At 72.8% G+C, this 12,777-nt stretch carries 13 protein-coding genes; 9 read left to right on the top strand and 4 right to left on the bottom strand.

Features of this window, described 5'->3' with window-relative positions; translation table 11 throughout:
• Positions 1–117 precede the first annotated feature (117 nt).
• Positions 118–1,347, bottom strand: a complete 1,230-nt coding sequence (ilvA, locus tag ACF09C_RS33490) for a threonine ammonia-lyase (protein WP_392096943.1) — start codon at positions 1,345–1,347, stop codon at positions 118–120.
• A 147-nt stretch (positions 1,348–1,494) separates the two neighbouring features.
• Between ilvA and ACF09C_RS33485 the strand changes: the two genes are divergently transcribed.
• The 4 genes from ACF09C_RS33485 (at position 1,495) to ACF09C_RS33470 (ending at position 3,148) form a co-directional block, all read left to right on the top strand.
• The gene (locus tag ACF09C_RS33485; RefSeq protein WP_362413821.1) at positions 1,495–2,010 is read left to right on the top strand and encodes a MarR family transcriptional regulator; all 516 of its coding nucleotides are present in this window, start codon (positions 1,495–1,497) and stop codon (positions 2,008–2,010) included.
• Between the two features lie 126 nt (positions 2,011–2,136).
• A complete protein-coding gene (locus ACF09C_RS33480) occupies positions 2,137–2,637 on the top strand; it encodes a sigma factor-like helix-turn-helix DNA-binding protein (protein WP_392096942.1) in 501 nt (166 codons plus the stop codon).
• A 22-nt stretch (positions 2,638–2,659) separates the two neighbouring features.
• Positions 2,660–2,911, top strand: a complete 252-nt coding sequence (locus tag ACF09C_RS33475) for a hypothetical protein (RefSeq protein WP_392096941.1) — start codon at positions 2,660–2,662, stop codon at positions 2,909–2,911.
• A 45-nt stretch (positions 2,912–2,956) separates the two neighbouring features.
• Positions 2,957–3,148 (top strand): DUF1059 domain-containing protein, encoded by a 192-nt coding sequence (locus ACF09C_RS33470; RefSeq protein WP_362413815.1) that lies wholly within the window; start codon positions 2,957–2,959, stop codon positions 3,146–3,148.
• Positions 3,149–3,267: 119 nt separating this feature from the next.
• Here the strand turns inward: ACF09C_RS33470 and ACF09C_RS33465 are convergent, their stop codons facing one another.
• Positions 3,268–4,422, bottom strand: coding sequence for a cystathionine gamma-synthase (locus ACF09C_RS33465; RefSeq protein ID WP_392096939.1), 1,155 nt, complete (start codon positions 4,420–4,422; stop codon positions 3,268–3,270).
• A 73-nt stretch (positions 4,423–4,495) separates the two neighbouring features.
• On the opposite strand from ACF09C_RS33465, the gene ACF09C_RS33460 reads away from it, so the two are divergent.
• From ACF09C_RS33460 to abc-f, 5 genes are all read left to right on the top strand, one after another.
• Positions 4,496–5,605 carry a hypothetical protein gene (locus ACF09C_RS33460; RefSeq protein WP_392096938.1) on the top strand — a complete coding sequence of 370 codons (1,110 nt, stop codon included), beginning with the start codon at positions 4,496–4,498 and terminating at the stop codon, positions 5,603–5,605.
• A 272-nt stretch (positions 5,606–5,877) separates the two neighbouring features.
• Positions 5,878–7,491, top strand: coding sequence for a M48 family metallopeptidase (locus ACF09C_RS33455; protein ID WP_392096937.1), 1,614 nt, complete (start codon positions 5,878–5,880; stop codon positions 7,489–7,491).
• Positions 7,488–8,618: a hypothetical protein gene (locus ACF09C_RS33450; RefSeq protein ID WP_392096935.1), complete on the top strand. Its 1,131-nt coding sequence runs from the start codon at positions 7,488–7,490 to the stop codon at positions 8,616–8,618. Before ACF09C_RS33455 ends, ACF09C_RS33450 begins: the two co-directional genes overlap by 4 nt.
• Before the next feature lie 86 nt (positions 8,619–8,704).
• The gene (msrA, locus tag ACF09C_RS33445; protein WP_392096934.1) at positions 8,705–9,364 is read left to right on the top strand and encodes a peptide-methionine (S)-S-oxide reductase MsrA; all 660 of its coding nucleotides are present in this window, start codon (positions 8,705–8,707) and stop codon (positions 9,362–9,364) included.
• 221 nt (positions 9,365–9,585) lie between these two features.
• On the top strand, positions 9,586–11,217 hold the full coding sequence (abc-f, locus tag ACF09C_RS33440) for a ribosomal protection-like ABC-F family protein (protein WP_392096933.1): 1,632 nt from the start codon (positions 9,586–9,588) through the stop codon (positions 11,215–11,217).
• Here the strand turns inward: abc-f and ACF09C_RS33435 are convergent.
• Together ACF09C_RS33435 and ACF09C_RS33430 are read right to left on the bottom strand one after the other, a co-directional pair.
• Entirely contained in the window at positions 11,200–11,565 is a 366-nt protein-coding gene (locus tag ACF09C_RS33435) for a DUF1330 domain-containing protein (RefSeq protein WP_392096931.1), read from the bottom strand. The genes abc-f and ACF09C_RS33435 overlap by 18 nt on opposite strands.
• 81 nt (positions 11,566–11,646) lie before the next feature.
• Positions 11,647–12,726 (bottom strand): NAD(P)-dependent alcohol dehydrogenase, encoded by a 1,080-nt coding sequence (locus ACF09C_RS33430; RefSeq protein WP_392096930.1) that lies wholly within the window; start codon positions 12,724–12,726, stop codon positions 11,647–11,649.
• Positions 12,727–12,777: the final 51 nt, after the last annotated feature.

The raw sequence follows: 12,777 nt of genomic DNA, 5'->3' as shown, positions 1-12,777 counted from the left end.
CCCAAGTTTAGGTTTGAACGGCGGTTGCCGCCCAGTGGATGTGTGACCCACCGCACACGCTAACGCGATACATCGCGATACCACAAGACCTCGTGGCCGGACGAATTCCGCCCGCCGCTATGCGAGCACCTCGTACCCCGCGTCCCGCAGTGCCGCCTCCACCTCCCGGCAGTGCTCCGGGCCCTTCGTCTCCAGGTGCAGCTCCACCTCCGCCTCCGTCAGACCGAGGCGCGGATCGGTCCGTACGTGGCTCACGTCGAGCACGTTCGCGTCCACCACCGTCAGCACCGCGAGCAGCGTCGCCAGCACCCCCGGACGGTCCGTCACCCTCAACCGCAGGCTCAGATACCGGCCGCCGGCCGCCATCCCGTGCCGCAGGACCCGCTGCATCAGCACCGGATCCACGTTCCCGCCCGACAGGACCGCGACCACCGGGCCCTGGAACGCCTTCGGGTCGCTCAGCAGCGCCGCCACCGTGCTCGCCCCGGCCGGCTCCACGACCAGCTTCGCCCGCTCCAGACAGAGCAGCAGCGCCGAGGAGAGTGCGTCCTCGGAGACCGTGCGGATCCCGTCCACGTACTCCCGGACGATCGCGAACGGCACGTCCCCGGGCCGGCCCACCTTGATGCCGTCCGCCATCGTCACCGGCGACTCGATCGCGACCGGATGCCCCGCCGCCAGCGACGGCGGATACGCGGCCGCGCCCGCCGCCTGCACGCCGATCACCTTCACATCGGGGCGTACGGACTTCACCGCGAGACCGATCCCCGCGACCAGCCCGCCCCCGCCGACGCCGACGAGGATCGTGCGGACCTCCGGGCACTGCTCCAGGATCTCCAGACCGACCGTGCCCTGCCCCGCGATGATGTCCGGGTGGTCGAAGGGGTGGATGAGGACCGCGCCGGTCTCCGCCGCGTACTCCTCCGCCGCCGCCAGCGTCTCGTCCACGACATGGCCGTGCAGCCGCACCTCGGCGCCGTACTCCCGGGTCGCCGCCACCTTCGGCAGCGGGGCGCCGACCGGCATGAAGACCGTCGAGCGCACCCCGAGGAGCGCGGAGGCGAGCGCGACGCCCTGCGCGTGGTTCCCCGCCGACGCGGCGACCACCCCGGCCGCCCGCTGCTCGGGCCGGAGCCCGGCGATCCGCACGTACGCGCCGCGCAGCTTGAACGAACCGGTGCGCTGGAGGTTCTCGCACTTGAGGTGGACCGGCGCCCCCACCAGGGACGACAGGTACCGGCTGCCCTCCATCGCGGTCATCCTGGCCACCCCGGACAACATCTTCTGCGCCCCGCGGACATCGTCGAGGATCAGCGAGTGCAAGGGGTCTGACCTACGGAAGCTCATGACAGCAAGTCTCGCAGCTCACGGGCCTCGTGGCCGCCCGGGAAAAGGTCGTCCCGACCGGTTTGCGCAGCGCAGGTACGCACCCCCGTGGGTCCGCGTACTCTGTCCCCCACCAACCGACCACCGCACGAGAGAGCCCCCACAGCCATGCCCACATCTCAGGACATGACGACTGAGCTTGACCCCGGTCTCCTCGATGCCCTCCAGCACCAGGTGGCCGTCTTCGCCCGCCGGGCCGAACAGACCCGTCTGGGCGGCACCGGGCAGCTCCGCAACTCCATGGACCGTGCCGCCTACCTGCTCCTGAACCGGCTCGACCAGGAAGGCCCGATGGGCGTCAAGGCGCTCGCGGCCGGCATGGGCATCGACTCGTCCACCGTCACCCGCCAGGTCGCCCCGCTCGTCGACACCGGCCTGGTCAAGCGCACCTCGCACCCCGAGGACGGACGCGCGGTCGTGCTCCAGCTCTCCCCGCGCGGCCTGGCCCGCCTGGAGGAGGTCCGCGCCTCGCGCCGCGAGCTGATGGCACAGGTGACGGAGGGCTGGACGGCCGCCGAGCGCGAATCCTTCTGCACCCTGCTCACCCGCTTCAACACGGCGCTCTCCGCCCGCCAGTCGGGCCTGCCGCCCGCCACCGGCACGGAGTCCGCCGCCACCTCCTGACCGACCTCTCGACCCGCCTGCCGAGCCACCTCCGAACCACCTCCTGAACCTCCTCCTGAGCTTCCTCCTGACCCACCTGTCGACCGACCTCTTGACCGGGGCCGCGCGCTGTCCTCATATGAGGACGTGCGAGATCGGCAGGACACGCGGACGGGCGAACCCCACATCCGCACCCGGCAGTTCGAGGCGTTCGTGGCGGGGGCGGCGGGGCGGCTGCTGCATGCCGCGACACTGCTCACGGCCGAGACCCGGGCCCGCAATCCGCACGCCCAGGCGCTGTTGACCGCCTCCCTCGCCCACACCTACGCCCAGTGGGACCGGCTGCGCGGCGAGGACCCGTACGACCGCACCCGCGCAGACCTCGCCGCCCGCTTCGCCCGCACCGCCTGGCGCCACCACCGCGGCCGGGGCGGCGTCCTCTCCACGCTCACCCCGCAGGAACGCCTCGTCCTGGTGCTCCGGCTCTACGAGGGCGTGGCCGAGGAACAGACCGCGGCCCTGCTCGGCCTGCCCGAGGACCGGGTACGGGCCGTCTGCGCGCGCTCCGTGGCCGTGCTGCGCGACCGGCGGCGCGGCGGATCCGCGGGGCCCGGGAGCCCGGGGAGCGGCGGGAGGCCGGCGTCATGAGCAGGCGGGAGGACCCGGCGTCATGAGCAGCCGGTGGGAGGACAAGGAGGACGAGGTGCGGCGGATGCTGGAAGCCCGGCACCCGCAGGTCCCCGCCGACCTGGCCGCCCGGGCCGTCGAGCGCGGGAACCGGCTGCTGCACCGCGACCGGGCGGTCCGCCGGGCCCTGTGGGCGCTGGTCGTCGCCGCCGTCCTCGTGTTCGCGGTCTGGGCGTCGGTCGTCGAACCCTGGCAGGGTCCGGCCGAGACGACGCCACCGCTCGAAGGGTGGTGACGGCGGGCCTAGCCTGGAAGGAACAGGCGAGTCGAGGAGGCCGTCATGACCAGGAAAGTCGCCGACTGCCGCAAGGAACCCAGCGTGATGGGGTGCACGCTCACCATCATCGGTGAGGAAGAGGAAGTCGTCCGGGCCGCCACCGAGCACGCGATCTCGGTGCACGGACACACCGACAGCCCCGAGCTGCGTGCGATGGTCCGCGAATCGCTGGACGACGAGAAGGTCGCCGCCTGAGCGTGCGTGCCGAGAAGGTCGCCGCCTGACAGGGCGCACGCCCCGAGCCGTCCGACCGGGCGCCCCGCCGCAACCGCCCGACCGGGCGCCCCGAGCGGGGCACCCGGTCGCGGAACGGCCTAGCCCAGCGCCTGGCGCAGGTCCGCCAGCAGGTCGTCGACGTTCTCGATGCCCACCGAGAGCCGGACGAGGTCCGCCGGTACTTCGAGGGCGGAGCCGGCCACGCTGGCGTGCGTCATCCGGCCCGGGTGCTCGATCAGCGACTCGACACCGCCCAGGGACTCGCCCAGGGTGAAGAGCTTCGCGCGGTTGCAGACCTCGACCGCCGCCTCCTCGCCCCCGGCGACCCGGAAGGAGATCATCCCGCCGAAGGACCTCATCTGCTTGGCCGCGATCTCGTGGCCCGGGTGCTCCGGGAGGCCCGGGTACAGGACCTGGGTGACCTTCGGGTGCTGGGTCAGCATCTCCGCGATCTTCTCCGCGTTCTCGCTGTGCCGGTCCATGCGGACCGCGAGCGTCTTGATGCCACGCAGCACGATCCACGAGTCGAACGGCCCGGCGACCGCGCCCATCGCGTTCTGGTGGTACGCCAGCTCCTCGCCGAGGGTCTCGTCGGCCGTCACGAGCGCGCCGCCCACGACGTCCGAGTGGCCGCCCATGTACTTGGTCAGCGAGTGCACGACCACGTCCGCGCCGAGCGAGAGCGGCTGCTGCAGGTAGGGCGAGGCGAAGGTGTTGTCGACGACCAGCTTCGCGCCGGCCGACCGGGCCACGGCCGCGACCGCGGGGATGTCCGTGATGCCGAGCAGCGGGTTCGACGGCGTCTCGACCCAGATCACCTTCGTACGGTCGTTGACGGCGCCGCGCACCGACTCGACGTCCGAGGTGTCCGCGACGGAGAAGTCGACGCCCCAGCGCTGGACGACCTTGGCGAAGAGCCGGAAGGTGCCGCCGTAGGCGTCGTTCGGGATCACCACGTGGTCGCCCGGCGCGAGCAGCGTGCGCAGCAGGCAGTCCTCGGCCGCGAGACCGGAGGCGAAGGCCAGGCCGCGCCGGCCGCCCTCAAGGGCCGCGAGGTTCTCCTCGAGCGCGGTGCGCGTGGGGTTGGCGCTCCGGCTGTACTCGTAACCGCCGCGCAGCCCGCCCACGCCGTCCTGCTTGTACGTGGACACCTGGTAGATCGGCGGGACGACCGCGCCGGTCAGCGGGTCGGCGGTGTTGCCCGCGTGGATCGCGCGGGTCTCGAAGCTCTGGTGGATGTGCTCGTCGCTCATGGGTCAGGAGCGTAGTCCTGAGCGCCGGGGACCGCCGCCCATCGTCTCGGGGAGTGTCCTGGACAATGGACACATGGAGATTCTCTGGTTCCTGATGCTCGCCGCTCTGCTGGTCGTGGTGGTGAGTTCGTTCGTGCGCCGCCGCAGGTCCGGCGTCGGCATCCGTCAGGTCGCGCCGGGCTCTCCGGACGCCGCCGATCCGGAGGCGTACGGCTTCCTTCGCCAGGAGGAGCAGGACGTACGGATGCCGGGGCCCGACCGGGACCTGCTCGACGTGCTCGACGTGGTGCAGGCGACCCAGGAGTGGCGGGCGGCCTCGCAGCTGCTCGCCGGTACGGAGAAGGAGGGCGAGCTGCGCTGGCAGCGCGTCCAGGCCTTCGCGGGCGCGGCCTCCCTGGAGCTCCAGCAGAAGCCCGGCGTCGGCGGGGCCTGGCTGCGTGCCTGGCGGACGGACAGCCCCAAGGACCCGGGCGGCGCCGAGGTGCACGCGGAGTTCCTGGTGCAGCAGGCCTGGCGCTCCTCCTCGACCGGCACGGACGAGTTCCGCATCATCCTCGAAGAGGCGAAGAAGGCGAGCGAGGAGGCGGCGCTGCTCGCCCCCGGCGACCCCGTCCCGTACATCACGCAGCTCGCCGTCGCCCGTGGGCTCGGCTACAGCCACGAGGAGTTCGACCAGGTCTGGGCGAAGATCATCGACCGGGCCCCGCAGCACATGGGCGCGCACCTGGCGGCGCTGCACTACTGGTGCGAGAAGTGGCACGGCTCGCGCGAGGACGCCGACCGGTTCGCGACGGCCTCCGCCGCGCGCGCCCCGCAGGGCTCGCTGCTGGCCGCGCTGCCGCTGTTCGCGGTCTACGAGCACCTGCCCGACGTCGTGCTCGTCCAGGACTTCTTCCGTACCGAGGTGGTGCGCAAGGCGATGGAGGGCGCGCTGTACGCGGTCCACTCGGCGCGCCCGGACGACCCGATGCTGGCGCACGTCAGGCACCTGCTCGTGCTCTTCCTGGTGCGTGCGGAGCGCTGGGCGGAGGCGATGAACCAGCTGGTGCACGTGGACGGTCACGTGGGCGCGCTGCCGTGGACGCTGAACGGGGACCCGGCGGCGGAGTACACCGTGTACCGGAACCTGGCGGTGGCCGGCTACGAGGCGAACGGCGGCAGCCCGGCGACGCTCCGTCCCTGAGCAGGTGACGCCGTGTTCCTGAACGGGTGACGCCGCCTCCGTGACGTTGACGCCGCGTCCCTGACGTCGACGCCGCGCCCCTACGAAGGGCCCTTTCGAACGGCCCGCTTCCCCGCTCCGGTACCGCTCCGGTCCGGTCCGGGGAAGCGGGCCGTTCGCGCACCCGAGACCCCCGCCGACCACCGCTTTTCGGCCACCCTGCATACTCATCCGTCGCCGCACCACCGTGCGGACTCACCACCCGTCATATCCCTGGGGGGGGTCCCAACCTGATGGGCCCATATCTGCGCGCCTTCCGCGCGCTCGTCCTGCTCGCCGGGTTCTACCTGCTCGGCGTCGTCCTGCTCGGCGTCCTCGGCCTGCTGGACTACCTCGCGTTCGAGTTCACCGCCGGCGCCCTCGCCGCGAAGATCCTGGTCGTGTCGGTGGTCCTCGCCGTGCCGATCGTGCGCGGCATGTTCATGCTCCGTACGCCCGCCCCCGAGCCGCCCGTCGGCATCCGCGTCACGGAGGCGCAGGAGCCCCGGCTCTGGCGGACCGTCCGTGAACTCGCCCAGCAGGTCGGCACCCGCGCCCCGGACGAGATCGTGCTCGTCGACGAGGTCAACGCCGCCGTCTACGAGGAGGCCACGCTCCTCGGCCTGCGCGGCGGCAGGCGCGTCCTGCTGCTCGGCCTGCCGCTCATGGCCGGCCTGGACGAGCGCCAACTGCGCGGCGTGGTCGGCCACGAGCTCGGCCACTACAGCAACGCCGACACCCGCCTCACCCCGCTCATCCGCCGCGGCCACCTCCAGCTGACCCGCACCATCGGGCACTTCGAGGAGCGCGCGGCGAGCAAGGAGTCCAAGGAGCGCGCCAAGCAGGAGAAGGCCTCCGCCAAGCGCGTCACCAAGGGCAAGAAGGCCAAGGAGATCGACACCACCGGCGCCGGCGTCACGTACAAGGCGATGGCGAAGATCTACACCGCCTACGCGAAGTTCTACCTCCGCGCCACCCGCTCCATCGGCCGCCGTCAGGAACTGGCCGCGGACCTCGCCGCCGCGCGGATCGCCGGCCGGGACTCCTACGCCTCCGCGCTGCGCGAGCTCAACGCGCTCGGCCCCGCCTACGACTTCTACCTGCGCTGCTACGCCGTCATCGGCACCGGCTCCGGTCTCCTGCCCCGCGAGGGCGAGGTCTTCGGCGGCTTCCGGCACCTGCTGCCGGCCCGCGCCGACGAGTTCGACGAGCTGCGCCGGGAACTGCCCACCGAGCAGGACCCGTACGACTCCCACCCGCCGCTCGCCGACCGGGTCGCCCGGATCGAGGCGCTGCCGGAGGACGGCACGGACCGGCAGGGGCCGGACGCCGACCGCCCCTCCCTGGAGCTGCTCTCCGACCCGACCGGCGCGTTCGCCGCGCTGGAACCGCTCATGCTCACCCCGGAGGCGCTGGCGCTGACCCGGGTGGACTGGGAAGAGCTCGTCCACCGGAGCATGGCCCGCATGATCGACGAGGGCGCCGAGTCCCTCCGGCAGGCCGTGGCCGCCGAGACCGGCGGCTCCGCGGAGAAGGCGCTGCCCGCGCTGCTGGACGCCGTCGAGGCGGACCCGGCCGTGCTGTGGCGGCTCGCCGACCGCTTCCCGAAGTCCGAGGAGGCGACCGCGGCGACCGGCCGGGCGGCCCGCGAGTTCGCCCGCCCGGTGGTCCGCCGGGTCCTCAGCCAGTTGGTCTCCGTCGAGCTGACGACCCGCGGCACCACCCGCTGGGCGCTGTCCTGGTCCGACTCCGCCTACCTCCGCTACCCCGACGGCGGCTTCGAGGACCAGCTCACCCTGGCCCTCGACGCGGCCGTCGCCGACCGGCCCGACACCGAACCGCTGCGAAAGCTGGTGCTTGCCTCGTGATCATCTTCCTGTCGGTGCTCGGCGCACTGCTGCTGTTCGTCGCCGTGTACGTGCTGCGCGGCGTCTACTACATCCGCAAGGCCAAGCGTCTCGAGGCCGAGGTGGCCGAGCTGGAGGCGCAGACCGAGGTGGACCAGGCCGAGGCCGCGCGGGCGGTCGTCGCGCGGGGCTTCGTACCGGGCGACGCCCTGAACACCGAGCTGGCCGCGCCGCCCGCGGCGGACCGTACCGCCGCCGTGGCCGCCGTCGGTGCGGGCGACTGGGCGGCCGGAGCCACCTGGATCGAGGCCGCCGGGCAGAACTGGGACGAGCGCTGGGAGCGGATCAGGGCGCTCGCCGAGCTCGCCGCCGAGGACGACGCCTGGCTCCTCGAGTGGCAGGCCGCCCGGCCCGGTGACCCGGTCGCCGCGCAGGTCCACGCGGACGCCTCGGTGCTCGTCGCGTGGAACGTGCGCGGCGACAAGCGGGCCAGCCACACCACGCGGGAGCAGTTCCGGGTCTTCCACCAGCTGCTGGCCAAGGCGCAGGAGGCCGCGCACGAGGCGGCCCGCCTCGCCGACCCCGCCGACCCCCTCCCGTACATGATCGAGCAGCCGATGGCGATGGGCCTGGGCTACTCGCACGAGCGGTACGAGGAGCTGTGGGCCGAGATCACCAAGCGGACCACGACCTCGCTGGGCCCGTACACCGGCGCCCTGCAGTACTGGTGCGCCAAGTGGCGGGGCTCGCACGAGCAGGCGGAGGCGTTCGCCCTGGCCGCCGCCGCCAAGGGCGCGCCGGGCCAGCTGCTGTCGATGCTCCCGCTGTACGCGTACTTCGAGCAGGAGCAGCACGAGAACGACATCGACCCGGACGTCTGGCTGAAGGAGCCGAAGATCGTGGCGGCGGTGGACGCGGCCCTGGCCGACGTGGCCGCGGCGGCCCCCGACGATCCGCGGACGGTACGGGTCCGGCACCTGCTGGCGTGGTTCCTGTACTGGCAGGACCGCTACCAGGAGGCGGAGGAGCAGTTCCGGCTGATCGACGGCTGGATCGGCCACGCGCCGTGGACGTACTCCGGCGACCCGAAGGACCGGTACCTGAACGTGCGGGACTACACGGTCCGCCAGGTGCACGGCACGGACTGAGCGCCATGCGGGCCCGGGGGCCGGGAGGGGAATCCCTCCCGGCCCCCGGGCGTTGTGCGTACTGCCCACCGTCGAGGAGATGCCGCATGTTCCTGTCACGCACCCCCGTCCTTCCCACGCCCGAGCAGGCGCTGAAGGGCCGCCCCGAGCCCGAGTACGCGGTGCCCGAGCGCCACACGGTCCTGGGCAACGCGCTGCTCGGCCCCTACCCCGAGGGCCTTGAGGTCGCCGACTTCGCGCTCGGCTGCTTCTGGGGCGCGGAGCGCAAGTTCTGGCAGACCGAGGGCGTCTGGACGACCCTGGTCGGCTACCAGGGCGGCCTGACGCAGAACCCGGTCTACGAGGAGGTCTGCTCGGGCCTCACGGGCCACACCGAGGTCGTCCGGGTCGTCTTCGACCCCGCGAAGGTGTCGTACGAGCGGCTGCTCAAGCTCTTCTGGGAGTCCCACGACCCGACCCAGGGCTTCCGCCAGGGCAACGACGTCGGCACCCAGTACCGCTCGGCGCTCTACACCCACTCCCCCGCCCAGGCGGAGGCCGCCGAGGCCTCCCGCGCCGCGTACCAGAAGGTCCTGACGGGCTCCGGCTACGGCACGATCACCACGGAACTCCTGCCGGCCGAGGGCCGCGCCTTCTACCCGGCGGAGGGCTACCACCAGCAGTACCTGGACAAGAACCCGGCCGGCTACTGCGGCATCGGCGGTACGGGCGTCTCCTGCCCGATCGGCGTCGCGAAGGCCGAGTAGCGGGCTGACCCGGCGGGCGGGCTCGGTGGCGGCGAAAAGGACAGGCCGACGCCGGGCCCCGCTGGTTACACTCGATCGCATGGGTTCGTACTACTTCTTTCTCTGATTCCGGCCGCGGACACGGTCCGACCCGCTGATCCGGCGCCCCTCGGGCGCGGCGGCGGTGGTCCCGGTGTCCCCTCACCCGGCCCGAACGAACCCCACACCCAGGGAAAGAACCCATGCGCGACCGCGCCCAGTTGACCGTCCATGACGTCTCCCTGTCCTACGGGACCCGCTCCGTCCTCGAACAGATCGCGTTCACCGTGCGCCCCGGTGAACGGGCCGCCGTCATCGGGGAGAACGGCTCCGGCAAGTCCACGCTGCTGCGGCTGCTCGCCGGGGCGGAGACCCCCGACAGCGGGCGAGTGACCGTCCGCTTCCCCGGTGGCGTCGGCCACCTCGCCCAGACCCTCGCCGAGACCTTCGGCGTCGGGCCCGACCACACCGTGCGCGCCACCGTCGACGCGGCGCTCGCCGAACTCCGCGCCCTTGAACGCGAGATGCGGGCCGCCGAGGAGTCGCTCGGCTCGGCGACCGCAGAGGAGCTCGCCGCGTACGGCGAGCTGGCCGCCCGCTTCGAGGAGCGCGGGGGCTACGAGGCGGACGCCCGGGTCGCCGCCGCGCTGCACGGCCTCGGCCTCGGCCACGTCCCGTACGAGCGCCCCGTCGGCACGCTCTCCGGCGGCGAGCAGTCCCGGCTCGCCCTCGCCTGCGTCCTCGCCTCGGGCGCCGAACTGCTCCTGCTCGACGAACCGACGAACCACCTCGACCGGACCGCCGCTGGCTGGCTGGAGGAGCGCCTGCGCACCCACCGGGGCACGGTGGTGGCGGTCACCCACGACCGGGCGTTCCTGGAGGGCATGGCGACGACCGTCCTGGAGGTCGACCGGGACACGCGCTCGGTGAGCCGGTACGGGGACGGCTGGTCCGGCTACCGCGCGGCGAAGGCGGCGGCCCGCCGCCGCTGGGCCCAGGAGCACGAGGAGTGGCGAGAGGAGCTGGCCCGTACGGAAGAGCTGGTGGCGGCGGCCGGGCAGCGGCTCGCGGGCACCGGCAAGGACCCCCGGCAGGGCTTCGGCAAGCACCGGCGCTCCTCGGAGAACAAGCTGTCCGGGCAGGTACGGGCGGCCAGGACCCGGCTCGAACAGCTCCGTACCTCTCCGGTGCCGCCCCCGCCCGAGCCCCTGCGCTTCCGGGCGGGGTTCACCACGGCCACACCCGCCGAACAGGAGCGTCAGGTCCTCGCCGAGCTGGCCGGCATCGCGGTCGGCGACCGGCTGCGCCTGGACGGGCTGCGGGTCTCAACGGGCGACCGGCTACTGGTCTCCGGGCCCAACGGGGCCGGGAAGACGACCCTGCTCCGGATCCTCGCCGGGGACCTGCGGCCCGACAGCGGCACGGTGGTCGTCCACTCCGCCCGGGTCGGCTACCTGGCCCAGGAGCCGGCCCCCGTACCGTCACCGAAACCGCTGCTCACGGCGTACGCGGCCGGCCGACCCGGCCTTCCCGAGGAGCACGCGGCGGAGCTGCTCGCGCTCGGGCTCTTCCGGGAGGAGGACCTGACCGTGCCCGTGGCGCGGCTCTCGGTGGGCCAGCGGCGCCGCCTGGAGCTGGCCCGCCTGGTGACCCGGCCCGCCGACCTGCTGGTCCTGGACGAGCCGACGAACCATGTGGCGCTCTCCCTGGTGGAGGAGCTGGAGGCGGCTCTGGCCGCCTTCGAGGGCGCGGTGGTCGCGGTCTCGCACGACCACCGGTTCCGGGCGGGCTTCGGCGGCACCCGGCTCGAACTGCGGTCAGGCCGCGCCGCCTGATCCCTGCGCGGTCCGCAGGAGCGCGGCCATGCCCGCCGGGTCGTACGCGTCGTCGCCGACACCGTCGATCAGCATCAGGTCACCCGGGATGTGCCGGGCGCGCAGCGGGATCAGCTCCTGGTAGGCGGCGGAGTCGTACCAGCGGCGGGCGTGGTCCATCGACGGGAAGGAGACGAGGACGAGGCTCTGGGGCCAGGTTCCCTCCCTGACCTCCCGGTCGGGGGCGCCGTGGACGAGGAACCGGCCGCCGAAGGGGTCGAGCGTGGCCTTGACGCGCTCCATGTACAGGAGCACGTCCTCGTGGAGGGCGGTCTGCGGGCTGAGGTTCGCGAGGGCGTATGCGGTCATGACGCAAGCGTGCCGGGGCACGGCCCGCGGGGTCGATTACCTCGCAGGTCATGCCCCGGCGACGCGGGCCACGCGTGGGCCTCAGATCGTCGACGTGTCGATCACGAAGCGGTACCGCACGTCGCTCGCGAGCACCCGCTCGTACGCCTCGTTGATCTGGTCGGCGCGGATCAGCTCGATCTCGGCGCCCAGGCCGTGCTCGGCGCAGAAGTCCAGCATCTCCTGGGTCTCGGCGATGCCGCCGATCGCCGATCCGGCGAGCGTCTTGCGGCCGAGCATCAGCTGGAACAGGTTGAGCGCGATCGGCTCCTCGGGGGCTCCGACGTTCACCAGGGCGCCGTCGGTCTTGAGCAACCCGAGGTAGGCGCCGAAGTCGAGCGCGGCGGAGACCGTGGAGACGATCAGGTCGAAGGTGCCGGCCAGCTCGGTGAAGGTCGCCGGGTCGCTGGTGGCGTAGTAGTGGTCGGCGCCCAGCTTGAGGCCGTCCTCCTGCTTCTTCAGGGACTGGCTGAGCACGGTCACCTCGGCGCCGAGCGCGTGGGCGATCTTGACGCCCATGTGGCCGAGGCCGCCCAGTCCGACGATCGCGACCTTCTTGCCGGGTCCCGCCTGCCAGTGCGCGAGCGGCGAGTAGAGGGTGATGCCGGCGCAGAGCAGCGGGGCGGCCTCGTCGAGCGCGATGCCGTCCGGAATGCGCAGGGTGTACTGCTCGTCGACGACGATGTGGGTGGAGTAGCCGCCGTAGGTCGGCTCACCGTCCTTGCCGAGGGCGTTGTACGTGCCGGTCATGCCCTGCACGCAGTACTGCTCCAGGCCCTTGAGGCAGTACTCGCACTCCCGGCAGGAGTCGACGAAGCAGCCGACGCCGACCCGGTCGCCGACCTTGTGCCGGGTGACCTCGGAGCCGACCTCGGTGACGACGCCGGCGATCTCGTGGCCGGGGACCATCGGGAAGATGCCCTCGCCCCAGCCGTCACGGGCCTGGTGGATGTCGGAGTGGCAGATGCCCGCGTACTTGATCTCGATGAGGACGTCGTGCGCGCCGACGGCGCGGCGGGGCACCGTGGTGCGCTCCAGCGGCGCGTGCGCGGCGGGGGCGGCGTAGGCGGCGACGGTGGTGGGGTGCGTGGGGGTCGTGGAGGTCGTGGCGTTCGTGGTCATGGCACCCACCGTGCCGAAACGCGCGGCACCTACCCAGCCCTCTGCTCTGCC

It is taken from the genome of Streptomyces sp. NPDC014870, from assembly GCF_043081505.1.
GTDB lineage: Bacteria > Actinomycetota > Actinomycetes > Streptomycetales > Streptomycetaceae > Streptomyces.
The sequence above is the reverse complement of the archived record's forward strand: the minus strand, read 5'-3'. Positions and strand labels throughout refer to the sequence as shown.